Origin of the sequence: Pseudomonas sp. N040, from assembly GCF_015637705.1 — a bacterium.
Taxonomy (GTDB): Bacteria; Pseudomonadota; Gammaproteobacteria; order Pseudomonadales; family Pseudomonadaceae; genus Aquipseudomonas.
Map to the genome: position 1 here is coordinate 152,513 of NZ_JADOBE010000001.1, position 26,474 is coordinate 178,986.

Consider the following 26,474-nt stretch of genomic DNA (forward strand, 5'->3'; position numbering starts at 1 on the left):
GAAGGCAGTGATCATTAAGTTGAGTAGCGTGGCAGCTAGTGATCAAATGCAAGTCCGCAACAATTACGCACTCGTAGCTCAGCTGGATAGAGTACTGCCCTCCGAAGGCAGGGGTCGTGGGTTCGAATCCCGCCGAGTGCGCCAATCTTGTTGATTTTATAGGCTTTTTAAAATGCCTTCCTAGGTCCGGCCACCGACTTAGGCCCACACCTCAATTCCCCATCGCTTCTTTACTGCATGATCCTGTCGGTCAGCATGACCACTGCCCTTGTGAGCCGGTTTAATCGACTTTTGTGGCTGCGTCCAAAATGCGTCCATTCTGTGGCCGCGCTTTGAATGGCCAGAATTGTGTTGGCCCGATATTGACCACTGCCCTCAATTCAAGGGCGCCTGTTCATATAAGCAGCCAGCAATGAAGATGAGGCCTTTGAGTTAAGCAAGGTGACTCACTCTGGCTTCTCGCTCACTCGCTTTAGCAAGTCATCCAACTCACACCCTAAGTAGTCACAAAGCGCATCGATATGATCGGTCGAAGTGTTGTGGCCAGGCGTATTTGCAATACGGGAAAGCGTTGCCCTAGATATGCCAGTTGCATCACTGACTTCATTCAATGTGATGCGACGCTTCTCCCTGAAGGATTTCTCGTCCAACTGCTGCTTGAACATTACTCGAATCATGAGGATGACCTAGCGAAAACGTCTCTCATTTTGCATTTGTCTCAAATTTGAGTCAAAAAACTCTTGCAAGTCTCAAATGACTCGTTATTATCACATTAGAGCCAAACGGCTCATATTTGATACAAATGAATCTGGAGAGAAAATGAGCGAAATTTATCTAACTACTGATGAGCTATCCCTACGCATCAAATACGACGCCAGGACGATCCGTAATCGGCTCAAGGACTCTGTCCTTTTGGAAGGCATCCATTATTTCCGCCCATTCGGAGGCAGAAAGATCCTTTTCATTTGGGACGCAGTTGAGCGCGACATGGTGAAATTTTCGCGGGGAAATGGCTTCGGCATCCCCATGGCCAACGGGGGAATTTGCCATGGGTAATATTGTTGCCCGGAAGGAAACAGGGAATCTCTTCTTTGACTTTCGTTATCTCGGCAAGCGCTGCAGAGAGCAGACGACGCTTCCCAATACGCCGGCCAATCGGAAGAAGGCAGAGAAGCTACTCAGCCTTATCGAAGCCGAAATTACTTTGGGCACCTTCGATTACGGTACCTACTTCCCACACAGCGCCAGAGTTCAAGAATTCAGCCGGCTAAAAGCAGGCTGCACGCTTATGAACACGCCTCTGCTCAAAGATTTCGCAGAGCTCTGGCTCGATGAAAAGAAAATCGAGTGGCGAGACAGTCATACCAAGACTATCCGCCTGACACTTGATAAGCATCTGCTGCCGGCATTCGGCAAAAGAGAGGTCAGCGCCATCACAAAGGCAGACATTCTGGCTTTCCGCTCGGCTCTCGGCAAAGTGCCCGGGCAGAAAGGTCAGAGTCTGTCAGCGACGCGAATCAACCACATCATGACGCCATTGCGCATGATCCTTAATGAGGCGGCTGACCGATTCGAGTTTACGTCACCTTACCTTGCAATCAAATCACTGAAAGTACCCAAGACAGATGTGGAGCCATTCACCCTGCAGGAGGTCATTCAGATTCTAGATACCGTCAGAGCAGACTTTCGCCCCTACTACACCGTCAGGTTCTTCACTGGTATCCGAACTGGCGAGATCGATGGATTGCAATGGAAGTACGTCGACTTCGAGCGCAAGCAAATCCTGATTAGAGAGACTTGGGTCGACGGCAAGCTTGACTACACCAAGAACGATGGCTCGCAGCGTGAAATTGATATTTCAGGACCTGTCTACGAAGCACTTCAGGAGCAACGAAAACGAACAGGTGATAAACAGTTTGTGTTCTGCACTCGCGAGGGCACTCCCCACGAATATCGGAATATCAGCAAACGAGTCTGGGAGCCGCTGCTGCGTCACTTGGGTATCAGGGTTCGACGCCCTTATCAAAGCCGACATACCGCAGCAACGCTATGGCTGGCCGCAGGCGAGAACCCTGAATGGATAGCCCGCCAAATGGGGCACACAACAACCGAAATGTTGTTCCGTGTTTACTCGCGCTATGTACCGAACTTGACACGCCGCGATGGCAGCGCCTTCGACAATCTGATCAAAGCCAATATGCAAGCCTGAGGAGTCAAACCATGAAGCTCATCAAAAGCAACAACGTCATCAGTCTGGACACCTCAATAGAGCAGCGCGAGCACCAGTACCTGAAGCACCTGACATCCGCCCTAAGCCACTACCTTGAAAATCCTCAAGGGAGCGAACTAATTTGCGTACTTGGATCTGGATACGAAAAAAACAATCGGCAGGCACTCGAAACGTGGGTGTTCTACCACCGGGATGAGGTTTTTCAGCAGCGACTAGATGGCAGGAATCCACTGAATTACTTGATTGAAAAGCTTGAGGACCTGTTAAGAAACTAAAGCCACAGGGGCGACGAACGCTGCATCACCAGGTTGCGCTGGCGATTCCTTGAAGTTTCGCCAGCTGCCTTTCAAAACGATTAGAAAAGTGACTCATAAACCAAGTGAGCAGCCGGATTTTACAGCCTTAGAGTCAATATCCGCCTAACTGAATGGTTTACTATCCGACCATATAAACAAGAAACATCCTGCCTTCTAGATGGGCAAGAACGAGGCTGGGAGAACAGGGACAGTGATAATAAAACAGCGCGTGTTGGTCTGCTGGGTTGGCGGAAATGATCTCAAAGCAGCATCCGGTGGCGAGGCAGGTCCGATTCTATCTACGCTGAGAACTGTATCCGTCGATAACGTCCAGCTACTTTGCTCATACCCCACCGAGCGAGTTGAGCCTTATCTTGAATGGCTCCACGAGCAGGTCGATGTACCGATCACGGCGCATTACGTTTCCCTGTCTTCACCCGTACATTTCGGGGAGATCTACCAGGCAGCTAGCAAGCATCTAAAGCAATTGAGCGCTCCCGGGAATAAGCTTTCGATTCTGCTTAGTCCCGGCACCCCCGCTATGCAAGCGGTGTGGATACTTCTGGGCAAGACACGCTACCCAGCAACCTTTTACCAATCCTCACTTGAGCAAGGCGTTCAAAAGGTCGAAGTACCGTTTGAAATTGCAGCCGAGTATGTTCCGGCGGCAAATACGATAAGCACCGACAAGTTAGTACAACTCGCCGGGCTCGATGCACCCGTAGATGCAGCCTTCGACAGTATCGTGACGCAAAGTGAGCGCATGCTGGCGCTCAAGGCGCAGGCGCAGATACTGGCGGCGAAACAAGTTCCAGTACTGATTTATGGCGAAACGGGCACAGGCAAAGAACTGTTTGCCCGCGCCATTCATAACGCCAGCCCACGCACTGCAGCACCCTTTGTTGCGGTGAACTGCGGTGCCATCGTGCCGGAGCTGATCGACTCCACACTGTTTGGTCACAAGAAGGGCGCATTCACCGGTGCAATTGCGGATCGGCCCGGTGTATTCCAGCAGGCCCACGGCGGCACGCTTTTTCTGGATGAGTTTGGCGAGCTGACGCCGGATGTGCAGGTGCGACTCCTGCGGGTGCTGCAGGAAGGCACCTTCACCCCGGTTGGGGCAAGCCAGGAACTCAAGGCCGATGTGAGACTGATCACTGCCACCCACCGCAATCTGATGCAAGAAGTTGCCCTCGGGTGCTTCCGTGAAGACCTCTTCTATCGCATCGCTGTAGGTGTATTACACCTCCCGCCACTCAGAGAGCGCGAAGGTGATCTGCTTCTGCTTTCCGAAAAGCTGCTAGCAGGCATGGCCAGCCAAGACGCCAGCCTGAGCGATAAGAAAATTTCCGCAGAAGCAAAAAACCTTATCCTTCAGCACCCTTGGCGTGGCAATGTCCGCGAACTGCAGTCCACCATACTGCGGGCCGCGCTATGGTGTCAGGGCGACTTGATTGCCAGCAACGAAATCGAGCAAGCGCTCTTCAGGCTACCGCAGGCAGCGTCCGATATATTGTCCATGGACGTTTCGCAAGGGATTGATATACAAGAAATAATTGCAGAGGTCGCAGGGCATTATCTACGCAAGGCGCTGACGATTTCAGGCAACAACAAAACCCGGGCTGCTGGCCTGCTAGGCCTTAAAAGCCAGCAGACGCTGAGCAACTGGATGGATAAATACGGCATCGAATAAAACTGGCACGGTCCTCGCTATAGGATCGACATGGAAAAAATCGCCTTTATGAAATCAGTCAACTTCGAGTTCCTCCGGCCCGGCAACGAACTGCTGACCAACCTTGCCGGTCTTGCTGAAGCAGTGCTGCATATTGATCCGGGTAGCTCGCTCACTCGTCTGCGCAGCTTCGCAGAAGAGATGACCAAAGCCATCTACAAGGAAGAAATGCTGCCGCGCCTGCCGCAGGCGAGCTTTTATGACCTGGTGAAAAACCCGGTGTTCGCCGATTGCGTCAGCAAGTCTCTGGTTTATCAGATCAACTTCTTGCGTATTCAGGGCAACGACAGTGCCCATGGCGGAGAAGGTGATGTGCGCAATGCCAAGCTAGCCTTGAATGCAGCGCACGAATTGGCCAAGTACATGGCCGTCAAATACTACGGCGTTGCTCAGGCGGAGCTTCCTGGATTTGTGGCAGTGCAGGACCCGACTGCAACTCTGGCAAGTCTGCAGAAGACAGTATCCACCTACGAAAAAGAACTCAACCAGCAGCAGGAAGAGCTTCAGCGCGTCATGGACAAGCTGGAGCAGGAACGCACCCGCCACCTCGACAAGCTCGACCCGCCAGCCAAGCCCGACCAGCAAAAGCGCCAGTTGCAGAGCCAGAAAGTCGCAGACGGCCTGCAGTGGAACGAAGCCAAGACCCGCTCACTGCTGATCGACACCATGCTGCTGCAGGCCGGATGGGATGTCAGCAACCCCGCGCAAGTGGGTCAGGAGGTCGAAGTCGATTTCCCTGACAACGTTTCTGGCAAAGGTAAGGCGGACTATGTGCTGTGGGGCGACAACGGTCAGCCTCTGGCCGTTATCGAGGCCAAGAAATCCGGCAATGTCAGCCTGCAGGCCGGACGTGAACAGGCGCGCATGTATGCCGACGGCTTCGAGCGCATGGGCATGCAGCGCCCGGTGATCTTCTACAGCAATGGCTACGAAACCTTCATCTGGGACGACAAGCAATACAACACCTACCGCCCCGTATATGGCCTCTACAGCAAGGACAGCCTTGAATACCTGATCTACCAACGACAGTACCGAGTTGCCGAGCTGGAAAAGCACAACCCTGAACTGAGCATTGCTGATCGCCCTTACCAGATCGAAGCGATCAAGACAGTCGCCGCGCACTTCCAGCAGCAGCGCCGCAAGGCCCTGATCATCCAGGCCACTGGCACCGGTAAAACCCGTGTGGCCATCGCCTTGGCCGAGCTGTTACTACGCACCGGTTGGGCCAAGCGCGTGCTGTTTCTCTGTGACCGCAAAGAACTGCGCGTCCAGGCCGATGAAGCCTTCAAGCAGAACCTGCCCAGCGAGCCGCGCTGCGTAATTGGCGAAACCAACAAGGTGGATCAGACCGCGCGCATCTATATCGCCACCTATCCAGGGATGATGAATCGCTTCACTCAGCTGGACGTAGGCTTCTTTGATCTGATTCTTGCCGACGAAAGCCATCGCAGCATCTACAACAAGTACCGCGATCTTTTCGACTACTTCGACGCCCTGCAGATTGGCCTTACCGCCACTCCAGTGAAGTTCATCGCCCGCAACACCTTTGATATTTTCGACTGCGAAACCACCGACCCTACATTTGAGTTCGGCCTGGATGACGCCATCAACAATGAGCCGCCATATCTGACACCCTTTCGCGTCAAAGATCTCACCACCGACTTCCTGCGCGACGGCATCCATTACAACGACCTCTCAGAAGCTCAACAACTTCAGCTAGAGGAAGACCTTGGGGAAGATGTTGCTAAAAACACCACCATCGCCGGCAAGGACATCGGCCGCAAGATCTTCAGCAAAGACACCGACCGCATCATCCTGGAAAACCTGATCAACAATGGCATCAAGGATGAGACCGGCTCACTGGTCGGTAAGACCATCGTCTTCGCCCAGCGTCAGGACCATGCCGAGCATCTGGAAAAACTCTTCTGCGAGCTCTACCCGCAATACGGCACCAAGGTCTGCAAGGTCATCCACAACGCCATTCCGCATGTGGACACACTGATCAAGGAATTCAAAAAGCCGGATAACGACTTCCGCATCGCCATCTCCGTGGATATGCTCGACACCGGCATCGACGTGCCCGAAGTGGTCAATCTGGTGTTCGCCAAACCGGTCAAGTCTTGGGTCAAGTTCTGGCAGATGATCGGCCGTGGTACACGCCTTTGTCCCAATCTTTTTGGCCAGGGTAAGCACAAGACCGAGTTCTTGATCTTCGACCATTACGGCAACTTCGATTTCTTCGAGCAGGAATATCAGGAGCCGGAAGACACCGGCAGCAAATCCCTCCTGCAAACCACCTTTGAAGCCCGTCTGGAGCTGGCCCAGGTAGCACTCCATCACAACCATGCAACAGCGTTCGATACCGCTATTGCCCTGCTCAAAGCAGACATCAACGACCTGCCCGATACCAGTGTGGCGGTAAAACGCGAGCTGCGCGTCGTCCACCAGCTGCAGCAAACAAATCTGTTGCAGCAATTTGCTGGCACAACCCAGCACCTACTCAGCAACACCATTGCCCCACTGATGTCCGCCCGGGTGTTGCAGGATAAACACGCCATCGCGCTGGATAAGCTGATCGCCGGCATCCAACGCTGCCTGGTCGAGCAGGCCAGCTGCTTCGAAGACGGCAAGATCACTCTCTTGGCTGAACTGGACAAACTCGCCGTGAACATTCAGGCCGTGCGTCGCAAGGATGTGCTGATTGCCGAAGTGCGCAGCGCCGATTTCTGGCAGCAGCCGACCATCGACAAATTGGAAAACGCCCGCACAGAGCTGCGCGGCATCATGAAATACAGACAAGCTGGCACCGGGCCGGGCTTCGGCATCAATACCACCAAAACCAAGGATGGCAAGGTGCTAGGCGAGGAGCGCGCGGTATATATCGCCGGAGCCAGCGAAGCACTGATCTACCGTCGCCGCCTTAAAGACATTCTCGACGGCATGCTCGCCGCCAACCCGACCTTGCAGAAGATTCACAAGGGCGAGCCTATTGCCGAGTCAGAACTCAAGACCCTGACCTCAACCATTCTCACCAGCCATCCCGGCGTCAGCCTGGAAGTGCTCAACGAGTTCTACGGACGCACGGCAGATCAGCTGCAACTGACCGTGCGCGAAATCATCGGCTTGGATGCACAGGCGATCGAGGAGCACTTCAAGAAGTTTCTTCACGCCCATCCCGGCCTGACCGCCAAGCAGGTTCGCTTTATGAACCTGCTGAAAAACTACATCGCCCAACACGGCAGCATTGTCATCGAAACACTCTACGACGCGCCGTTCTCCAGCGTTTCGCATGAAGGCATCGACGGTGTATTCGCACCCGCCGATGTAACGGAGTTGGTCTCCGTGCTCAAACCTTTTCTGCGCGGGGATAACCCGCCAACCAGTTACTAGGAGTGAATATGCAAGCCAGTCAATGGACTACTGAAATCATCGTAATCTGCGCGATTGCCGCTCTGGCCAGTCTGGTACTCGGCTATGTTGTCGCAACCCTGCGTCAAGGACGGCAGCTCAGCCGGCTCACCTCGCAGCTTGAGCAAGCGCATCAGGCACAGGCCTCGGCGGTAGCCGCCAGCACGGCGCTGGGTGATCAACTCAAGGCCACAGAAGTGCGCAGTCAGGCGCTTCAAATCGAAGAAAGCGCATTGAAGGCCAAGCTGCAATCGGCTTTCGACAACGTGGCGCGCCTGAACCAGGAACAGCAGGAGAGCAAGGACGCAAAGGTAGCCCAAGAGATAAAGCTGGAGGATGCCAGCCGGCGGCATAATGAAACTGCCAAGCGTCTGGAAGCGGCCCAAGCTGAAGGGCGAGCGCTTCAGGAGCAAGTCATCGACCTGCGTGATCGTCTGACTACGGCGCAAGCCACCATCACCTCGCTGCAAGGCGAGCGTGACAGTCTCAAGAATGACCTAGCCAGCCTTGATGCCAGCGCCCAGGTGGCCGCATCAGAAGTGCGTGAAACCCGTGAACAACTCGCCGAGACCAAGCAAAAACTGGCTGAGCAGATTCAGTCACGCGCAGAGCTACAGAGCCGTTATGAGCCGCTTAGCAATGCCCATGCAGAGCTGAAGACTGCCTTGGAAAAGCGTGAGGAATTAGTGGCCGATCTCAATGATCGACTCGCCAAGACCCAGCTCACCTGTGATCAGCTGAATGCTGAGCGCGACCGCCTGAAGGACGAGCTGGCCAGCGAAGGTAAGCGGGCTAAAGCCCTGGAAACCGCCGAGCGCGAAGTGCGCGAGCAACTGGCAGAGACCAAGCAGGCGCTGGCTAAGCAGATGCAGTCTTTCAGCGAGCTCCAGGAACGCCTGCAGCAGCTCAACTCGGACCATACCGAACTCAAAACCACCTTGAGTCAGCGCGAGGAGCACTTCCAGGAGCAGATGGTTCAACTTTCTGACACCAAGAAGTCGCTCACCCAGGAGTTTGAAAACCTGGCTAACAAGATTTTCGAGGAGAAGGGCAAGACCTTCACCGCGACCAGTCAAGCTGGTATCGACGGCCTCCTCAAGCCTTTCCGCGAGCAGATTGAGGGCTTCCAGAAGCGCATCAACGACGTGCATGACGCGTCCCAGCAGGGCAACAACAGCCTCAATGGTGAAATTAAAAAGGTGCTGGATATCGGTCTGCAGATGAGCAAGGAGGCCAACAACCTCACCTCCGCGCTCAAGGGCGACTCTCAACAACGCGGCGCTTGGGGTGAAGCCCAGTTGCGCAGAACTCTGGAAATGAGCGGCTTGATCGAGGAAACACACTTCGAAGTCCAAAGTGCCTTCAAGGATGCCGAGGGTAAAAGTAAGCAGACCGACTACCTGATAAAAATTCCGGATGGCAAGCACATCATTATCGACAGCAAGGTATCGCTGAACGCCTATGATCGCGCTGTCGGTGCCGAGTCGCCGGAGGCATATCAGCTGGCTATGACAGAGCACGTCAAGGCCGTGCGTAAGCACATCGATGACTTGTCATCCAAGGACTACACCAATCTGGTCGGCATGCGCAGCCCCAGCTTCGTGCTGATGTTCATGCCCATCGAGCCGGCTTACATCGAGGCCATGAAGCACAACAAGGACCTGTTCGAGTACGGCTACAAAAAAGGCATCGTGCTGGTCTCGCACACCACCCTGATTCCCATTCTGCGCACCGTTTCTAATCTGTGGATGATCGAGCGCAGCAACGCCGAGGCGCGGGAAATCAGCGAGAAGGCTGGCGAGATCTACAACCAGGTCTGCACCGTGGCTGAACGCCTCGGCAAATTGGGCGGCACCCTCAATACAGTCAGCAATCACTATAACGAAACCGTGAAGGCACTGGCCGGCAAGCAAGGCTTGTACGGCAAGGTTGAGCGCTTCAACAAGTTGTCCGCCAAGGTCAGCAAGACCCTGCCAGCATTGGAGCCTGTCCACATGGATTTCGAAAGTGAGCGGCTGTCTCTGATTGTTGAAGCCATCGATGACGCGCCTGAACTCGCCCAGGCCACGCCGCAACTTGACCATCAATCATCCGAAGAAGAGCTGGCCGGCCAGCTCTAACCCCTAATTCTGAACAAGAGAAGTACCTCCAATGCTAACCGGCAAAATCCGCAACGACATCGACAAGCTCTGGGAAAAATTCTGGACTGGCGGCATCACCAACCCACTGACAGTAATCGAGCAGATCAGCTACCTGATGTTCGCCCGCATGCTCGACATGCAGGAAGACGTCGCCGAGCGCAAAGCTAACCGCACCGGCAAAGCCTTCGACCGCCTGTTCGCCAATACACCAGAAGGCCAGCTGCTGCGCTGGAAGAATTTCCGCAACATGAGCGGCAAGGAGCTGCACAAGCACCTCAAGCAGAACGTCTACCCCTTCTTCGCCAAACTCGGTACTGCCGGAGGCGAAGGCGGCGAGCGTGCAGGCCTCGGCCATATCAGCGAGTACATGCAGGACGCCGATCTGGAGATCAAGAACGAGTCCGTACTCACCTCCGCCGTGGAGATGGTCAACGACCTGCCTCTGACCGAAAGCGACGTGAAGGGCGATATCTACGAATACCTGCTGAGCAAGCTCACCACCGCCGGCATCAACGGCCAGTTCCGCACGCCGCGCCACATCATCGACGCCATGATCGAGCTGATCGCCCCGCAGCCGACCGAGGTAATCTGCGACCCGTCCTGTGGTACCGCAGGCTTCCTCGCCCGCACCATGGAATACCTCAACCGCGTGCATTCAAGCCCAGCAGGCATCTTCACCGACGAAGACGGCAACAAACATTACACCGGCGACGAGCTGGAACCCTATCGCCAGCACATCAATAACCAGATGTTCTGGGGCTTCGACTTCGACACAACCATGCTGCGCGTCTCCAGCATGAACATGATGCTGCACGGGGTGAACGGCGCGAATATCCGTTATCAAGACTCCCTGAGCAAATCCATCAAGGAGCACTTCCCAAAACAGGAACAAAACTTCTTCGACGTGGTGCTGGCCAACCCGCCGTTCAAAGGTGCAATTGACGAGGCCAACACCAACCCGGATGTACTCGGCCTGGTGAAAACCAAAAAGACCGAGCTGCTTTTCGTCGCCCATATCCTTCGTTCACTTAAACTCGGCGGCCGTGCCGCCGTGATCGTGCCGGACGGTGTCGTGTTCGGCTCCAGCAAAGCCCATCAGCAACTGCGTCAGGAACTGCTGAATAACAACCAGATCGAAGGCATCGTCAGCCTGCCCAGTGGCGTATTCAAACCCTATGCTGGCGTAAGCACCGCCATCCTGATTTTCACCAAGGGCGGCAGCACCGAGCGCGTGTGGTTTTATGACCTGCAGGCCGACGGCTACTCGCTGGACGACAAGCGCACCGAGCTGAAAGGCGAAGGCAGTAATGACCTTCCCGACACCATCGCCCAATGGCACAAATACCGGCGGATGGTCGAGAGCAACATCAGCGCCAGCACCATCAACACCCTGTTCAGCGACAAGCGCAAAAAAGCCTTTGTCGTTCAGGCGGAGGATATCGTTGCCAACAACTACGACCTCTCCATCAACCGCTACAAAGAAGTGGAGTACCAGCAGGAGCAGTACGAAGACCCCAAGGTGATTCTGCAACGGCTAAAAGGGCTGGAGCAGGCAATTCTGGCGGATCTGGATGAGCTGGAGGGGATGCTGTGAGTTGGCCATTGGTTAAGCTCAGAGACTGTTGCGAGGTAGTGGGCGGTGCTACCCCTAAGCGCGAAGTGCCAGAGTACTGGGACTCACCTGACGTCCCATGGGTGACCCCAAAGGATGTGTCTGATTTGGCTTATCCAGCCCTAGAGGATGCGCCTGAGTACATATCTGAGGCTGGATTTCAGAGCTGCTCGACATCCATGCTTCCAAAGGGAAGCGTGTTGGTAACTTCCCGTGCGCCAATTGGAAATATCGCAATTGCCGGTAGAGATTTGTGTACGAATCAAGGCTTTAAGAGTCTTGTTCCAGGCGCGAATGTAGACGGCCTCTATCTTTATTACTGTATGAAGCACAGCTCTGAGCGGTTGCAGGCGCTTGGCAATGGCGCAACATTTAAAGAAGTGTCCAAGAAAATCGTGGAGGAGTTTGAAATACCCCTCCCCCCCCTGCCCGAACAAAAGCGCATCGCCGCCATCCTTGACAAGGCCGACGCCATCCGCCGCAAACGCCAGCAAGCCATCCAGCTCGCCGACAACTTCCTCCGCGCCGTGTTTCTGGACATGTTCGGCGACCCGGTGACCAATCCGAAGGGGTGGGAGGTTCGGCCTTTGTCCGTACTGGTTTCGAAGCTTGGCGATGGCTTGCACGGAACCCCCGAATATGATGAGTCTGGAGATTACTATTTCATCAATGGAAATAACCTTGATAACGGAAGCATTGTTATCGGTGAGCGAGTTAAGCGCGTTGGCGATGAAGAGTTCAAAAAGCATAAAAAGGAACTAAGTCAGAATACGATGCTTGTTTCAATTAACGGCACGATTGGCAAGGTCGCTTTCTATCAGGGGGAGAAAGTGGTTTTGGGTAAGAGCGTTTGTTACTTCAATGTGATTCCTGAGCGCATCAGCTCTATGTATCTATATCACCTAATAGGAAGTCACTACTTTCTGCGCTACACGAGCGGTATTGAGACGGGAAGCACGATAAAAAATGTCTCACTGAAGTCAATGAGAGAGCTTCCGGTTCCACTGCCTTCTGCTGAATTGCAGGGTAGTTTTAAATCTCTAGTCAAAAGAATTGAATCCAAAAAAGCAAAATTATCTGCAAGTCATAATTCAGCGAGCGCTCTATTTGACTCTCTCAGTCAAAATGCTTTCTCTGGAAGGGTATAGATAAGGAAATCTCCATGCGCCTCAAGTCCGTCAAACTCGCCCATTTCCGCGGCTACCGCGCCACCACCGTGATTCCCATCGACGAAGCCATGACCGGCATCGTCGGTCGCAATGACTATGGAAAATCGACCATCCTAGAAGCCCTGGCGATATTTTTCGACAGTGGCGACGTCAAGGCAGACAAGAGCGATATGAACTGCTTCAGTCTGGACGAAGGCCTTGAGCAGTTCGAGATTGCCTGTGAGTTTGATGATCTGCCTGGGGCGCTGGTGCTCGATGAAAATGCCGCAACTTCCTTGGGGCAGGAGTACCTGCTCAACGCCGAAGGCGCGCTGGAGATTGTCAAAACCTTCAAGGCCATCACCGGCAAGCTGGAGCGCACAGCAATCCGCTGTCAGCACCCTGCGGATGCTGAGTTGGCAACTTTGCTCAGCCTCAAAATGGCCGACCTGAAAAAGCTCGGCGTGCAACTTGGCGTCTCTGAGCAAGTAGCGGATCAGCGGGTGGCCTCTCAATGGCGGCACGCCATTCGTGCGGCTGCGGGACCTATTGCCTGTCAGGAGACGTTGCTCGATGTCAGCAAAGGGCTGTCGACCGACAGTAAATCCATTTGGGAAAAGATAGAGGCCCAGCTACCTACCTTCGCCCTGTTCAAGGCAGATCGTGAGAGCAGCGATGGCGACGCCGAAGCCAAGAACCCGCTGCAGCAGGCGGTCAAGGAAGCTCAGGCCTCGCTGCAAGTTCAGATCAGCGCGCTGGAGCAGCAGATCGAAGCCAGTGTGCTGGATGTCGCCACCCGCACCCTCGACAAGCTGCGGGAAATGGCCCCCGAGCTGGCCAACGAACTGACCCCGCGTTTTAAGGAAAAGCCCAAGTGGACTTTCAACTTCACTCTGGATGGTGAGAACGGCATCCCCATCAATAAGCGCGGCAGCGGTGTACGCCGCCTGATCCTTCTCAACTTCTTCCGCGCTGAGGCGGAGAAGGCCGTAGTGGGCACCCAGCGCAATGTTATCTACGCCATTGAAGAGCCGGAAACCTCCCAGCACCCCGATTACCAGATAATGTTAATTAAGGCGCTATTGGAACTCTCCAACCAGCCCAGCCGGCAGATCATCGTCACCACTCACGTCCCCGCTCTCGCTGGCCTGATGCCTATCGACGGTATCCGTTATGTCACCAAGGACGAAAACGGCATCCCGTTCGTCAAGATGCCGGATAACGATGTACTGAAAGAAGCAGTTGAGAGCCTTGGTGTATTACCCGAGACAGGTATGGAGCGGGCGAAGGCAGTCGTGCTGGTTGAAGGCAAGTCAGACGTGACGTTCCTTCGGCATGCGTCCAATACCTTGAAAGCGGCCGGGCACCTCGAATCCAGTTTGGAAGATGCCAAGATTGTCCCGATCCTTATCGGTGGCTGCGGGAGCGTAAAGCACTGGGTCACCCTCAACCTGGCCGATCACCTCGGGCTGCCCTGGTGCGTGTTTCTCGACTCCGACATCGGCGGCCCCCCTGAGCAGGTCGCTTCGATTGCTAAGCGCAAACAGGAAGTAGAGGGGAGTGGTAGAGCTTTCTATTCGACCCGCAAGCGGGAAATTGAAAACTACCTGTGCCCTGACATGATTGATGTTCAAACCGGGGTAAGGGTGACCTTCACCGACACCTGCGATGCTAAGAAGATCATCGGTCAGGCTGTGCGCATCAAAGCGGATGATGTGATCGATAAGTTATGGCCGCACATGACTGCCGAACAGATCCTCCAGAGCTCGATGTACCAAGTGGGCGCAGAGCAACGCTCGGAGCTAAAAGAGCTGATCGAGAACCTGCTGACTTTGGTCGCCTGAAGTGTGGCTTCCTGATAGTCGAGTTATTCAGCGTGTTGAAGGGCGTCGGCATGAAACTGATCGCTAATTGCATTAACGGGGAACACCTAAGGAACCAGCTTCCTCCTGCAGATGTTGAAGTAGATGGCGTACTGGCGGCAGTGGCTTATGGCAGCAGCGCTTCTGATAACACACAGGATCTGGTTGGCCATTGTGTGGCCAACAAGCTACGGCTGGATCTGTGGATGCGCTATGACCATACCGTGCCTGTTTCAGTGGAGCTACTTCAACGGCTGCTCAAACATCAAAAGGACAATGTCTTCACGCGATTTGTACCGGATTGCTTTCATCCCAAGGTCATCTGGTGGAAGGGCTATGGTGCTTACATCGGCTCAGCCAACCACACGGATAGAGGCTGGCTGACAAATATCGAAGCTGGAGTTTTCCTCACGGAGGATGAGCTAGTCGCCAATAGCATGGACAGACAGCTTGAAGACTTCTTCGAATACTTGCGAGAGCTGGATGTGACCATCCCGATTTCGGCGGAGTACATCGCGGAAATGGAAGGGCTTAATGCCCTTAAGAAAAACATCGATGCCGAAGCCCTAAAGAAACGGAAGCATCCGGTTTGGGGGGGTCCCAGCTTCATACAGAAGAAGGCCGCTCTCGATCGGGGCAAGGAAACCTTCAGGCGCGAGTGGCTGAGTACGCTGGGTATCTTGCAAAGCATCCAGCAACAGATGCCCGGCTACCGCCCGGTCTGGGTCGATGAGGATGTACCAACCGCTTGGCAAGTGGATCAGTTTCTACACGCCTACTACTACAACAAAGTAGGCGAAGGCCTCAGCAAACCCTACGAAGATTACTACGCACGAAATCGAGCTAACCCGCAGTCCGCGGTGAAAGCCGAGCTTGAGTGGTGGAAGAGCTTGACCTCGGCGCCTTCAAACGAAGATGACACCTTCTACCACAGCGCACCAAAAATCCGAGAGCTACTAGACCGAGAAAAAGTCCTAAGCCTGACCGAGGATGAATTCGAAATCCTGTGCAGTAAAACCCATGCAACGATGAACCATGTCATCAAGGTACCCATGTCAGAACTAGGTCGCCCCGATGTTCAGACCATGGATAAAGAGGGGCGTGTGAAACTATTCGCTCACCTCATTATGAAGGCTCGAAATAGCAAGAGTTGGGATATCCGGAAACTTCTGCACTATGTCTTGTATGAGGGCGCTGAGTCAGAGATTTGGGAGCGTATTTACCACGCTGGGCGTGACCCGAACTATGGCATACCCCGCTACGGACTGAACTCTATTGCCGAGGTTGTTGGTTGGGCAAGACCCGAAGTGGTACCGCCTAGAAATGGGCGCACCAGTAAAGCACTGCGTGCTTTGGGATATGACGTGAAAATTTACTGAAAGACTTTAAAGCGCGCTGCCATAGCGATTACCGCAACACAGTTGAGGAGTTGAGTAATTGATTAGCCACGCCTTGAAGCACGCGGCATTACTGACTACCAGCTCGCTCGATTGTGGCGCGCCGTTCGAGAATGTTTGTGAGCTTGACGGCCCGTCACAATCGATGGTGCTGGATGAAATACCGAAACCTAATTGATGCCAGTAGAGCACTGAAAAACAACTGCTGATAAAACACATAAGACGCTTTTGGCTAGATGCTAACCGCGCATTTCAATTGCACCAGAGTCTATAAGCCATGCGTATTACTGAAATATCCCTCACTAACTTTCGTTCATTTCAATCGACGCAAACTCTCCCGCTGGCACCGGTGACCTTGATGTTTGGCCCGAATAGCGTCGGCAAAAGCTCGGTGCTGATGGCACTGTTTTATCTGCAGCAAATTTTGGCCAAAGGACACTGCGACCCGCAGCGCATTGATGTGTTGGGCGAGAAGCATATTGGAGGCTTTGCCAGCTTGGTGAATGGTGGCGATCTGAACAAGCGCATAGTCATCAAGCTGCATGTCGGAAAAGCCGACAGCATCGGCTCCGGTTACAACCAGCTGTATGAGCTGATCAACGAAGATTTTGGCCTCACTGTCGACAGCCCAACAGCCGACACCGCACGCTTTGCCGTGGAGCTGCATATTGCCTGGTCTAAATCAGCCGAAACTGCCTATGTGGCCTGCTACAAAGTCTGGTTAGACGACACCTTGATTGCAGAGCTGACCAGCGATGCAGGAATGAAGCAGCCGGTGCTGGCCTGGCTCAATTACCAGCACCCCGCTCTGTTAACGGTGGGGGATGCGACCGAAGCCGCTGAACGCGAGGGCGATGGCTTTGTGAGTACACTGCATGAACTGCTAAATGCTCATCGCCCCACCCAGCTGTGCAGCCGCCGCGATTCCTGGCACGGCCCTGAAATGACGTTTACTCACGCCGAGCTGGGGTTCAAGGGCTTTGCAGGCGCGTTGCCGGTGTTGGGCAAACGATTGGAAAGCACCTTTACTCATGACGACCCGCGTATAACCACGCGACTGCATGAAATTCTCTCGGATGTGTTGGTAGCCCCGCTGGATAATCTGCTGACACTGCTTAATCAAAGCTTGTGCATCGGCCCTTTGCGCATGGTGCCCGACTCCTTGCGCCAGCCTAATCCTTACCCCGAGCAAAAGGACTGGTACAGCGGCGCTGCAGCCTGGGATGTGATCAGCTCTCACAGCCGGCAGCATAAGGCACCCGCTTTGCTGGCCGAGATCAACTATTGGATGCGACATCTCGGCCTCGGTTATTCACTGCGCGCTAAATCGGTGGTGAGCAAGGTTGTGTATACCGGCAGTGACGACAGCATGGGCGACTTACGCGCCATGCTTGATACGCTCGGGGATACGATTGAGATCAACCTGAGTGGCTCCGATGAGGATGGGAATCCATCAGACCAACGGGTACAGATCGACCCGCAAAAACTTAAAGCGATATTGCAAGAGCTAGCGCCTGAAAGCACGGCACCCAAGGGCGCGGTAATTGATCAGGTGCTGAATCAATGGGGGCTTTGGGATGAAGCGCGGCAATGTGAGGTAGCCTTTACCGAGGTAGGTGTTGGCATTTCACAATTATTTCCGCTGATGGTGGCCGCTGTGGTGGCACGCCAAGGTCTAGTGACCTGCGAGCAGCCAGAGCTGCATGTGCACCCACGGATCCAGGTGGGCATAGGTGATTTGCTCACCCAGGCGAATCGCCAATGCAGCTTCCTGATCGAGACTCATAGCGAGCATCTGATTTTGCGGATTTTGCGGCGTATTCGCGAAAGCACTGAGGACGAACTGCCAGATGGCATACAGCCGCTGGCACCTGAGGATGTGTCGATCATCTACCTAGACACTGCAGCAGGCGGAGTAAAGGCCACGCGTATTGAAATTGATCGTTATGGCGAGTTCACCAGCCGATGGCCAAGTGGCTTCTTCGCTGAACGTGGCGAGGAGTTGTTCTGATGCATGCGCTGTTTGCGATTGAGCCTCAAGCCATTAACAACTGGCACGACCTGCGCTATGCGCTAGAGAAATTCGGATACAGCAAAGGTTTGCTGATTGCACGCTTTCCAAAAACCTGGATGCGCTTGGTAATGGAAGGCTGTCAACGTAACGGCTTGGGGGATATGGAGCTCAAGCGTATCGAGGAAAAACTGCGCCAGGCCAAAGACGACCGTCTGGTGCGTATGGGACTGCCCTACTCAGGTGATGATTGGCTCAGCAATGCCAAAACCGATGCTGTGCGCACAAGCCTATCAGGCATATTGGTGCGTGATAATCACCATACAGAGCAATTCCATTGCTTGGCAGAAACCGATGAAACACTCTTCGAGGACCGTCGAGATGTACAGATTAAGCGTAATGCAAAAGCCTTAGCAGAAGCGGCACGCTATGTACTGCACAGCGCGGATCGCATTATGTTGGTTGACCCATATTTTCAGGCTAGGCCTAAGTGCTGCAAGGTTCTGGAGGCGATGGTCAATCTTTGTCGCGAGGAGGGACATCGCTTAGTTGAAGTGATCGTCTTTACTGCACAAAGCACAGATGAGCGTAGCGTTGATCGTATTGCTGCCGATTTTGAAAGGATGCTCGAAGGTGTAATCAAGCAGGGTGTTTGTCTACGAATTCATTTATTGCCTGACGCTGCTTTAGACCTAGACTTTCATGCTCGGTATGTTGTCAGTCCACGCGCAGGATTACGCTTTGATCGCGGGTTTGTTGAGCCCACTGATCATGATGAACGAGAACATCTTACAGATGTTACCTGTTTGGATAAAAGTCGCGTTAATGACCTGAATGATCAATTTCAGGAAAGTGGAGACGTCTTAGCTAATGCTAAGTCTATTATTTTGCCGTCAAAATAGTTGTGGTTAAGTCGTGGCAAAAATTATTCCTGATATTGAAAAAGCAAAGCTATCCAAACAGCCGCCTACGGAGGGCGAGCTATTTCTGCTCAATTACTTTGAAGCAAGTTTTGATCCTGACGCTGAAGTTTACTTTCAACCCTGCTTTAATGGCGAGCGGCCCGATATAGTAATAATAAAAAAAGGTGTTGGCATAATCATTGCTGAAGTAAAGGACTGGCATTTAAAAAACTACAACGTAAATAAAAACAATCAATGGCATTTAGCAAAAAACAATGCATTATTGAGATCGCCCTTCGCACAAGCATTTGCCTACAAAAAAAATCTTTTCGAAGTCCACACAAACGGCCTGCTTGAAAAAAGTATGTCCAGCGAAACCTTCTACGGCCTTATAAAGGTTTGCGTATACTTTCATAACGCCTCAAAAAGCGATATCGCAAAATTATACGAACCTGCATTAAATGAATTACGATACGAAATAGAAGAAAACGATAAAAAATTTAAAGATAAAAAAATTGAACATGACCAATATGATAAAAAACGGGTATACCTTTCAGGCAAGAAGAAAAAACTTGACCGTGATACAGGGCAAATAGCGATCACGCAAGATTCACTGAAGAGAATTGCATTCTCCGGTGGAAGGCAAAACCCCCTATTTGAAGAAAGTGTTTATACAGAGCTGATGCGCTTGCTTCAGCCTCCATATCATTATGCCAATGAAGGCAAGCCAATAGTCTATACACAGACCCAGTCGCGACTCACCGAGAGCGAAGCAAATGCTCGCGCAAAAATATGTGGGATCGCCGGCTCGGGAAAAACTACAGTACTCGCAAAGCGAGCGGTAAATGCGCATAGAAGGCATGGCGACTCAGTGTTGATATTGACATTTAATCTGACTCTTCGAATGTTTGTTAAAGACAAGATAAATGAGGTTCGTGATGATTTCGACTGGGGCAGCTTTCACATAATCAATTACCACAAGTTTATGACCATTGCACTCAATGAGGCCGGGATCAACATTCATGCACCGCAAGAGACTGAGGGAGATGATGGTGACGCTGCAATGGATTACCTTGAAAAAAATTTCTACTCGAATGTAGATATATTTGATGAACACGACACAATAAAATACAAAACTATTTTGATTGACGAGGCTCAAGATTACAAACCTGAATGGCAAACGATAATTAGAAAATACTTTTTGGATGACGATGGCGAAATGGTTCTGTTTGCTGATGAAAAGCAGAATATTTATGACCGGTCTATCGATGATGAGAAAAAAGTCCGGACGATTTCTGGCTTTGGGCGATGGCAGAAACTATCAAAAAGCTTTAGATACAAAAAGGACTCTCCCGTATTGCAACTAGCCAATGCATTCCAGGAACAATTTCTTTCCGAGAAATATAACTTTGAGGGAGATGAATCCTATCAGCACTCAGCATCCTTGTTCGGTGTTAGCATTGTAAGCAAATGGCATATAGAAAAGTTAAATGAAACTGCCAAATTAATTATTTATATAGCTCAGAGGGAGAGAATACATCCGAACGATATTGCAGTTGTACACTCAAAAGAAGACGTTTTAAGAAAGTTAGATTTTATCCTCAGGGAGGGCCCTGACCATCAGGAAAGGACCATTACCACATTCGCCTCCGAAGAAGAGGCCAAGATAGTCCGAGCTAAAAAACTTGAGCCTAAAGCCACGAAAGAGCTATTACGCAAAATCGGAATAAAGCGTAAGCAAGGGTTTAATCTAAACAGTGGAGTTATGAAGCTGACAACCATGCATAGCTTTAAAGGCTTTGAGTCTCCGACGATTTTTTTATTGATAGATGAATTCGACGCTCCAGAATTAATTTACACTGGACTCACAAGAGCTAAAGAGAACATAATTATTTTGCTAAACGATGGCAGCCGATATGAAAGCTTTTTCAAACGTTACCTACAGGAAATTATTCCATGAATTCATGCGCAATATCATATGGCGATGGGAAACCAGCACCTCCCATTGTCTGCCGCGAAATAATTGAATTACAAAGAGCTTCAAATAAAATCGCAAGAACAATTACAAAAAAATTACTGGACTCACATAGCTTTGATTTTTCTATCAGCATTTCACCAACAATTGTTAGGTTTGTTGTAGCTTACGGAATTAAAAATAAGCCCGATGGAGTTGTTGAGCTAAACTTTGTTATTGGCGATCCAATTGATGACGCAAAATGGATAAAAGAAGTAGCCAATCGAGTTATTGCGACCATTAGATCTGACGAATCCGAATTATACATTTATAAAATTGTCGACGAATTATTAATTGATAGCAATGATGGATCTACCATTTATCAGTATCGATAGAGCAATCAAGATACAAATATTAATAAATTTAGCGCTCAGATAAAAGCATAGAAATCACTTCCCATTGCTCCAATCCCCGCATCAATTAAGATATTCAGACCACGCCAATTAAAAGGAGCATCCTCATGGCCCGAGGCATAAACAAAGTAATTCTAATAGGAAATGTTGGCATTGATCCTGAAACGCGCCATCTGTCTAACGGCAATCAGATCACTTCGATAATGCTGGCGACCACTGACAGCTGGAAGGACAAGCAATCAGGGCAGCAACAAGAACGGACTGAATGGCACCGTGTGGTTTTCTTCGGAAAGGTTGCAGAAATTGCTGGCCAGTATCTGAAGAAAGGCTCCCAGTGTTACATCGAAGGCCGAATTCAGACGAGGGAGTGGGATAAAGACGGCATCAAGCGCTACACCACCGAGATCGTGGTCGACATGAGCGGCACCATGCAGTTGCTGGGTGGCCGAGGAGATAGCCCTGGTGCGATATCACATTCTGATAATGAACCATTCAAAGCCAAAGACAGCATGAATACTCAGCCCAAGCAGCAGAGCCCAAGTGGCTGGCCCGACGATGATTTCGCCAATGATCTGGACCGAGTTCCTTTCTAGGCAGCACTCGACATTCCTGATATTTGATTAGCTATGAATTTTCAATTCAGTATGCGGCTAGACTGATCCAGTTGGCTCCCGCTGGGAGGCGGATTTAGATGGCTCTTCGTTATCCTTGGAACAACCGAAGGCCATGGGGAAAAGTTAAGTACGATTCCTAACTGCCCCGGCCGTTTATATGGCGAGGGTGTTTGACCAGTGTCAACAAGGTGTACCGCACTATGGTGCGATCATCGGCCTTGACGACCTGAAAGCCAACTTGGCTGTCAACTGCCTCCCCGAAGACTTAGCCGCCTACCAGCCAGATCAATTCGAAGCCTTCCTGACCGAATGCCGCCGGCTCATGGCGCAGAAGATCAAGCAGTATTATCAGGGGCTGTGAGGGCTGGAGAGCTGGGAGCTGACTGGGTTGCGCACATAGAAAGGGTATACAGGGGACGAATATGAAGAGCAGTGAGCTGATGCAATCCATGCTCGAAGGGATGTCTCCGATGCCCGGCTTACCACCATGCTTGTACTACATGATGCCGTTAGAGAATTTCCAGACCGTTCGTAAGCATGGCCTTGTGTCACGCAGTACTGCGATAGAAAAGGGTCTTCACGTTCAGGACTACTCAGACCAAGAGGTGCAGGCCCGGCGCGCCCGCAGATACGAACCGATTTTTCAGCGCTGTTTGCATGATTACGTTCCGTTATACCTGAATCCGAGAAATCCCATGCTGTACAGTCTCCGCGATCAGGCTGCTGATCTGGTGGTGCTGGGGCTTTCGCCAAGTCTTTTGGATTACCACGATCAGCATTGTTTTACGGACGGCAATGCAGCCAGTGAACTGACATTGTTTGCAAAAGATCCGTCAGTTATCGAGCCTTCGCTACAGGCACTCAAGGCTGCTTACTGGAACGATGTGCCGGATGGTAAGCGTCGACGCTGTGCTGAGGTGCTTGTAGCTCCCAGTATTGCCCCCGGATTTATCGAGGTTGCGATCTGCTCAAACGCAGAGACAGCAGCGGCTGTTAACGACTCAGGACTTAACCTGGATGACAGATTGATTGTCGATCCGGGCTTCTTTTTTGCCGGGGCTATTAGATGAGTAATCTCGCCGTAGTCACGGGCAATATTTTTCGCTCGCGCGCCCAGACATGTGTCAACACTATTAACTGCGTTGGCGTGATGGGTGCCGGCATCGCATTTGAATACCGCTTGCGCTATCCGGAAATGTTTCAGCAGTACCGTCTTCTGTGCGAACAAGGGCAGATTGCTATTGGGAAGTTATGGATTTTCAAGGCAATGGATCGTTGGGTTTTGAATTTTCCGACCAAGAAACATTGGCGCTACCCCAGCCAGGAAGACTTCCTGCACGCAGGTCTAGAGAAGTTTATGAGCACCTACAAGTCTCGCGGGATTAGCTCTGTTGCCTTCCCGCTCTTAGGGGCTCAGATGGGAGGGCTATCAGCTGAACGCTCGCTGGAAATCATGCTGGATCACCTCAGCCCTTGCGCGATTCCGGTTGAAATTTACCATTATGACCCTTTTGCTCCAGATGATCTGTACGAAGCGTTCAAAAACAGATTTCTCGAACTCAGTGACGAGCAGATTAAAGCCAGCAGTGGTTTGCGCTCTCAGTCTGTCGAGGCAATCAGAAAGGCTCTTGCAGACGAGCGCGTCTGTCAGCTGAATCAGCTATTGAAATTCGAGGGGATCGGAGACAAGACTCTGGAAAAGGCTTACAGCTTTGTCACGCAGTTATTAAGGGGCTCTGATCCTGAAACGCCGGCGCAGGCTTCCTTGCTCTAACCGTGGTTAGGCATCAACGCACCAAGATAAGGAACCTTGCATTAGAGTAAGAATTGTAATGCGCATAAAGGATGTCGACCCAGCGATATTAAACCTAACTTATTGATTAATATGAATTTTTATAATTGGCATGCATTTCGCTGTAGCTCTGCGCAAACCCAACAAGGAAATTACAGATGTCTGAACTTAGAAAATTCCAAGCACAAAATGCCCGCCCCCTGCCGATCATCGTATTGGCCGACACAAGCGGCAGTATGTCGGTCGAAGGCAAGATCGAAGCCCTGAACAAGGGACTCAGTGACATGATTCAAAGCTTTGCCAGTGAAAGCCGTTTGCGCGCAGAGATTCAGGTCAGCGTGATCACTTTTGGCGGCAGCCAGGCGCAGTTGAACCTTCCGCTGACCCCAGCTCATCAGTTACAGAGCTTCACGCCCTTGGCGGCAGAGGGCATGACTCCGCTGGGGGGGGCTCTGTCGCTGGCCAGCGAGATGATCGAAGACAAGGACTGCATTCCTGCCCGCGCCTATAAGCCTGTGATTGTGTTGGTCTCTGATGGCCATCCCAATGACGACTGGCGAGGCCCCTTTGCCCGCCTGATTAACGGCGAGCGGTCTTGCAAAGCCACGCGTCTGGCAATGGCAATTGGTTCTGACGCGGATGAGTCCATGCTCAGCGACTTTGCTAACGATCCTGAAGCGCCGCTGTTTCATGCTGACAATGCCCGGGATATACATCGATTCTTCCGCGCCGTAACCATGAGTGTCAGTGCCCGCAGCCAATCAGCCACCCCCAACCAATCAACACCCTTACAGATTCCTAGCTCAGACGACCAAGACTGGGAATTCTGATGCGCTTGCTGGCAGGTGGGGCCTCCGTGCAAGGCCCCGCACATCAATTGGATGGATCCCCAAACCAGGATGCTCTTTGTGTTAGCGGCCTGCGTGGCGGATGGTGCATTGCTGTGGCTGACGGGCTCGGCAGCCGCTCGCGAAGCCATCTGGGCTCTCTCAAAGCTGTCCAGCTGTTCAGACAACTAGCCCGTCAACAGCAAGATATTTCTCATGGATCGGTTACCCCGGCTTTACGTGACGCCTGGCTGTCTCACTTTGGCGAGCCCTTCCGGCTCTATGAAACAACGTGCCTGTGGGCCCGAGTTAATGACAGCGGCCAAGGCATAGCAGGTCAAATCGGCGATGGATTGTTACTCGTTAGAAGTCAGGGTGTGTTCAGGGTCATTACAGGGCAGCGTTCTGGCTTTGGCAACCAGACCAGGACCTTGGCGCAGGCAGCAACTGGGGCTGACTGCAGTATCGACTTCGACCTGCGCCTTCCGGGTGACGGCGTTTTAATGATGACGGACGGCATCTCTGACGACTTGATTTCAGAACAGCTGGAGCCTTTTTTTGAGGCGATTTATCAGCGTCAGTTACGCGCCAGTAAGCGCTGCATGCGCCAGTGGCTGTTACGAGAACTCCATGGCTGGACCACGCCACGCCATGGTGACGATAAGACTATCGCTGGAATTTTCAGAACGGATTGAAGCAGATGACCCCGACTACAAACGCCCAAAACAAGCGCATGGTGCAGGACACGAAAGGCTCATCTTACGAGCTTCGGGGGGAAATGAGCCGGGGCGGACAAGGCATCGTGTACCGTACTCAGTACCCCCAAGTCTTGATCAAAGGCTTCACCAATAAGGATCAACGGGCCCGCTTGCGCTGGCATCAACATATCGCCTGGTTGATTCGTCAGGATCTTAGTGATCTGAAACTGGCAAGACCTCTAACGCTGCTGGCTGAGCCCCGCTTCGGCTATGTCATGGAGCTAATGGACGGCCTGGTTCCGCTGCAAAGCCTGTTCGATAGTTTCATCACCGCTGAAGATGAGGCAGCCGCCGATTATGTCCGCCAAGGTGGTCTACGACGCCGAATCCGCATCTTGAGCCAGCTGGCCCGAACACTGAACCAATTGCACTCCCGCGGGATGCTTTACGGAGATCTGTCTCCAAGCAATATCTTTGTTTCAGATGACCCTGGTCATGCAGAGACCTGGTTAATTGATTGCGACAACATCAGCCTCGAGTCGCACAGCGGTTTGACCGTACATACAGCGGACTATGGTGCGCCGGAAGTAGTCCGCAGTGATTCATTGTTGTCCAGCCTGACTGATATTTGGAGTTTTGCGGTCATCGCCTATCAGTTACTGACCCATAACCACCCTTTCAAGGGCGAGCTGATCAGTGACGGCGATCCCGAGGAAGAGGAGGCGGCACTTCGAGGTGAGCGTCCATGGATTTATGACACTCAGGACGACTCCAATCAGTGTTTCACCAATTTGCCGATCCAGTTGATCGAGCACAGTAAATTACCCGCCCTGTTTAGCCGTTGTTTCGAGCAGGGGCTTCATAACCCGTCAAGTCGCCCAAGCATGGCAGAGTGGCTTGAGGCGTTTACGGAAATTGATGAACGTATTTACTGCTGCGCAAGTTGCGGTGGCTCTACCTTGCTGTCAGCTGAACTAGGCTCTATTAGTGAAGCCTCATGCTTTTTCTGCGATGAACCTACTGATAGTCGGCTGGTGTTGTTCGAAGAGTTCATCTCCTTACCGGCAGAGACCGAGGGCTCTACTAATGCATCTGGGGAGATGATTGCGACTGGTCGCATGGTATGGCTGCAGCCTGGTGTCGAAATTGAGCTAAAGCGCTTGATGCCAACCTTCAGCTACGACCGCTGGCCTTCAGACCATGTCCGTATTGAATACAACGCTCAGGGACTGGGAATTCACCCGCTGCCCAGGAGCAAACTGCATATTTCACGCGGAGCTGTGAAAAAGCCGATAGAGCGCTACCAAGGGCTCAAGGAAAGTTTACGCGGGCAGCATGAAGAGCCCTACTGGATTTACATTGGGGAGCCTGAAAAATCCAATCTCGATGCTGTAGCGCTTGGAAAATCTTATGTGATTTGGCAATTCAGGTGGTGAT

General features: G+C 52.2%; 22 protein-coding genes and 1 tRNA gene. 22 read left to right on the plus strand and 1 reads right to left on the minus strand.

Annotated features, from left to right (window positions below):
* Positions 1-67 precede the first annotated feature (67 nt).
* Positions 68-144: transfer RNA gene (locus ISX93_RS00690), tRNA-Arg, on the plus strand.
* Positions 145-446: 302 nt separating this feature from the next.
* Here the strand turns inward: ISX93_RS00690 and ISX93_RS00695 are convergent.
* Positions 447-665: a helix-turn-helix domain-containing protein gene (locus ISX93_RS00695; RefSeq protein ID WP_219840969.1), complete on the minus strand. Its 219-nt coding sequence runs from the start codon at positions 663-665 to the stop codon at positions 447-449.
* Positions 666-819: 154 nt separating this feature from the next.
* On the opposite strand from ISX93_RS00695, the gene ISX93_RS00700 reads away from it, so the two are divergent.
* The 21 genes from ISX93_RS00700 (at position 820) to ISX93_RS00800 (ending at position 26,473) form a co-directional block, all read left to right on the plus strand.
* Positions 820-1,056, plus strand: a complete 237-nt coding sequence (locus ISX93_RS00700; RefSeq protein ID WP_195776769.1) for a hypothetical protein — start codon at positions 820-822, stop codon at positions 1,054-1,056.
* The gene (locus ISX93_RS00705; protein ID WP_195776770.1) at positions 1,049-2,209 is read left to right on the plus strand and encodes a site-specific integrase; all 1,161 of its coding nucleotides are present in this window, start codon (positions 1,049-1,051) and stop codon (positions 2,207-2,209) included. The genes ISX93_RS00700 and ISX93_RS00705 overlap by 8 nt, the downstream gene beginning before the upstream one ends.
* A gap of 11 nt (positions 2,210-2,220) precedes the next feature.
* Positions 2,221-2,505, plus strand: coding sequence for a hypothetical protein (locus tag ISX93_RS00710; protein WP_195776771.1), 285 nt, complete (start codon positions 2,221-2,223; stop codon positions 2,503-2,505).
* 199 nt (positions 2,506-2,704) lie between these two features.
* Entirely contained in the window at positions 2,705-4,219 is a 1,515-nt protein-coding gene (locus tag ISX93_RS00715; RefSeq protein WP_229731960.1) for a sigma-54 interaction domain-containing protein, read from the plus strand.
* A 48-nt stretch (positions 4,220-4,267) separates the two neighbouring features.
* A complete protein-coding gene (locus ISX93_RS00720; protein ID WP_195777177.1) occupies positions 4,268-7,648 on the plus strand; it encodes a DEAD/DEAH box helicase family protein in 3,381 nt (1,126 codons plus the stop codon).
* Between the two features lie 8 nt (positions 7,649-7,656).
* Positions 7,657-9,786: a DNA recombination protein RmuC gene (gene rmuC / locus ISX93_RS00725; protein ID WP_229731962.1), complete on the plus strand. Its 2,130-nt coding sequence runs from the start codon at positions 7,657-7,659 to the stop codon at positions 9,784-9,786.
* Between the two features lie 31 nt (positions 9,787-9,817).
* Entirely contained in the window at positions 9,818-11,401 is a 1,584-nt protein-coding gene (locus ISX93_RS00730; RefSeq protein ID WP_195776772.1) for a type I restriction-modification system subunit M, read from the plus strand.
* Positions 11,402-11,439: 38 nt separating this feature from the next.
* Positions 11,440-12,567, plus strand: coding sequence for a restriction endonuclease subunit S (locus tag ISX93_RS00735; RefSeq protein WP_374987643.1), 1,128 nt, complete (start codon positions 11,440-11,442; stop codon positions 12,565-12,567).
* 14 nt (positions 12,568-12,581) lie between these two features.
* The gene (locus ISX93_RS00740) at positions 12,582-14,411 is read left to right on the plus strand and encodes an AAA family ATPase (protein WP_195776774.1); all 1,830 of its coding nucleotides are present in this window, start codon (positions 12,582-12,584) and stop codon (positions 14,409-14,411) included.
* A 50-nt stretch (positions 14,412-14,461) separates the two neighbouring features.
* Entirely contained in the window at positions 14,462-15,808 is a 1,347-nt protein-coding gene (locus ISX93_RS00745; RefSeq protein ID WP_195776775.1) for a phospholipase D family protein, read from the plus strand.
* Positions 15,809-16,103: 295 nt separating this feature from the next.
* Positions 16,104-17,837: a DUF3696 domain-containing protein gene (locus tag ISX93_RS00750; RefSeq protein ID WP_195776776.1), complete on the plus strand. Its 1,734-nt coding sequence runs from the start codon at positions 16,104-16,106 to the stop codon at positions 17,835-17,837.
* On the plus strand, positions 17,837-18,739 hold the full coding sequence (locus tag ISX93_RS00755; protein ID WP_195776777.1) for a hypothetical protein: 903 nt from the start codon (positions 17,837-17,839) through the stop codon (positions 18,737-18,739). Before ISX93_RS00750 ends, ISX93_RS00755 begins: the two co-directional genes overlap by 1 nt.
* 13 nt (positions 18,740-18,752) lie before the next feature.
* Complete coding sequence (locus ISX93_RS00760) at positions 18,753-20,699, plus strand: AAA family ATPase (protein WP_195776778.1); 1,947 nt, start codon at positions 18,753-18,755, stop codon at positions 20,697-20,699.
* Positions 20,696-21,088, plus strand: a complete 393-nt coding sequence (locus ISX93_RS00765; protein ID WP_195776779.1) for a hypothetical protein — start codon at positions 20,696-20,698, stop codon at positions 21,086-21,088. The genes ISX93_RS00760 and ISX93_RS00765 overlap by 4 nt, the downstream gene beginning before the upstream one ends.
* Before the next feature lie 125 nt (positions 21,089-21,213).
* Complete coding sequence (gene ssb / locus ISX93_RS00770) at positions 21,214-21,699, plus strand: single-stranded DNA-binding protein (RefSeq protein WP_195776780.1); 486 nt, start codon at positions 21,214-21,216, stop codon at positions 21,697-21,699.
* 178 nt (positions 21,700-21,877) lie between these two features.
* Positions 21,878-22,081, plus strand: a complete 204-nt coding sequence (locus ISX93_RS00775; protein WP_195776781.1) for a hypothetical protein — start codon at positions 21,878-21,880, stop codon at positions 22,079-22,081.
* Positions 22,082-22,142: 61 nt separating this feature from the next.
* Entirely contained in the window at positions 22,143-22,790 is a 648-nt protein-coding gene (locus ISX93_RS00780; protein WP_195776782.1) for a DUF4433 domain-containing protein, read from the plus strand.
* Positions 22,787-23,494 (plus strand): macro domain-containing protein, encoded by a 708-nt coding sequence (locus tag ISX93_RS00785; protein ID WP_195776783.1) that lies wholly within the window; start codon positions 22,787-22,789, stop codon positions 23,492-23,494. Before ISX93_RS00780 ends, ISX93_RS00785 begins: the two co-directional genes overlap by 4 nt.
* 176 nt (positions 23,495-23,670) lie before the next feature.
* Complete coding sequence (locus ISX93_RS00790; protein WP_195776784.1) at positions 23,671-24,342, plus strand: vWA domain-containing protein; 672 nt, start codon at positions 23,671-23,673, stop codon at positions 24,340-24,342.
* Positions 24,342-25,034, plus strand: a complete 693-nt coding sequence (locus ISX93_RS00795; protein ID WP_195776785.1) for a PP2C family serine/threonine-protein phosphatase — start codon at positions 24,342-24,344, stop codon at positions 25,032-25,034. Before ISX93_RS00790 ends, ISX93_RS00795 begins: the two co-directional genes overlap by 1 nt.
* 5 nt (positions 25,035-25,039) lie before the next feature.
* Positions 25,040-26,473 carry a protein kinase domain-containing protein gene (locus ISX93_RS00800; protein ID WP_195777179.1) on the plus strand — a complete coding sequence of 478 codons (1,434 nt, stop codon included), beginning with the start codon at positions 25,040-25,042 and terminating at the stop codon, positions 26,471-26,473.
* The last annotated feature ends 1 nt before the right edge of the window (position 26,474 follow it).

Coding starts and splice junctions, on each gene's coding strand:
- ISX93_RS00755 (WP_195776777.1), top strand. CDS start 17,837: ATGCATGCGCTGTTTGCGATTGAGCCTCAAGCCATTAACAACTGGCAC.
- ISX93_RS00795 (WP_195776785.1), top strand. CDS start 24,342: ATGCGCTTGCTGGCAGGTGGGGCCTCCGTGCAAGGCCCCGCACATCAA.
- ISX93_RS00730 (WP_195776772.1), top strand. CDS start 9,818: ATGCTAACCGGCAAAATCCGCAACGACATCGACAAGCTCTGGGAAAAA.
- ISX93_RS00775 (WP_195776781.1), top strand. CDS start 21,878: ATGGCGAGGGTGTTTGACCAGTGTCAACAAGGTGTACCGCACTATGGT.
- ISX93_RS00740 (WP_195776774.1), top strand. CDS start 12,582: ATGCGCCTCAAGTCCGTCAAACTCGCCCATTTCCGCGGCTACCGCGCC.
- ISX93_RS00715 (WP_229731960.1), top strand. CDS start 2,705: ATGGGCAAGAACGAGGCTGGGAGAACAGGGACAGTGATAATAAAACAG.
- ISX93_RS00765 (WP_195776779.1), top strand. CDS start 20,696: ATGAATTCATGCGCAATATCATATGGCGATGGGAAACCAGCACCTCCC.
- ISX93_RS00745 (WP_195776775.1), top strand. CDS start 14,462: ATGAAACTGATCGCTAATTGCATTAACGGGGAACACCTAAGGAACCAG.
- ISX93_RS00700 (WP_195776769.1), top strand. CDS start 820: ATGAGCGAAATTTATCTAACTACTGATGAGCTATCCCTACGCATCAAA.
- ISX93_RS00790 (WP_195776784.1), top strand. CDS start 23,671: ATGTCTGAACTTAGAAAATTCCAAGCACAAAATGCCCGCCCCCTGCCG.
- ISX93_RS00695 (WP_219840969.1), bottom strand. CDS start 665: ATGTTCAAGCAGCAGTTGGACGAGAAATCCTTCAGGGAGAAGCGTCGC.
- ISX93_RS00750 (WP_195776776.1), top strand. CDS start 16,104: ATGCGTATTACTGAAATATCCCTCACTAACTTTCGTTCATTTCAATCG.
- ISX93_RS00800 (WP_195777179.1), top strand. CDS start 25,040: ATGACCCCGACTACAAACGCCCAAAACAAGCGCATGGTGCAGGACACG.
- ISX93_RS00720 (WP_195777177.1), top strand. CDS start 4,268: ATGAAATCAGTCAACTTCGAGTTCCTCCGGCCCGGCAACGAACTGCTG.
- ISX93_RS00780 (WP_195776782.1), top strand. CDS start 22,143: ATGAAGAGCAGTGAGCTGATGCAATCCATGCTCGAAGGGATGTCTCCG.
- rmuC (WP_229731962.1), top strand. CDS start 7,657: ATGCAAGCCAGTCAATGGACTACTGAAATCATCGTAATCTGCGCGATT.
- ssb (WP_195776780.1), top strand. CDS start 21,214: ATGGCCCGAGGCATAAACAAAGTAATTCTAATAGGAAATGTTGGCATT.
- ISX93_RS00705 (WP_195776770.1), top strand. CDS start 1,049: ATGGGTAATATTGTTGCCCGGAAGGAAACAGGGAATCTCTTCTTTGAC.
- ISX93_RS00710 (WP_195776771.1), top strand. CDS start 2,221: ATGAAGCTCATCAAAAGCAACAACGTCATCAGTCTGGACACCTCAATA.
- ISX93_RS00785 (WP_195776783.1), top strand. CDS start 22,787: ATGAGTAATCTCGCCGTAGTCACGGGCAATATTTTTCGCTCGCGCGCC.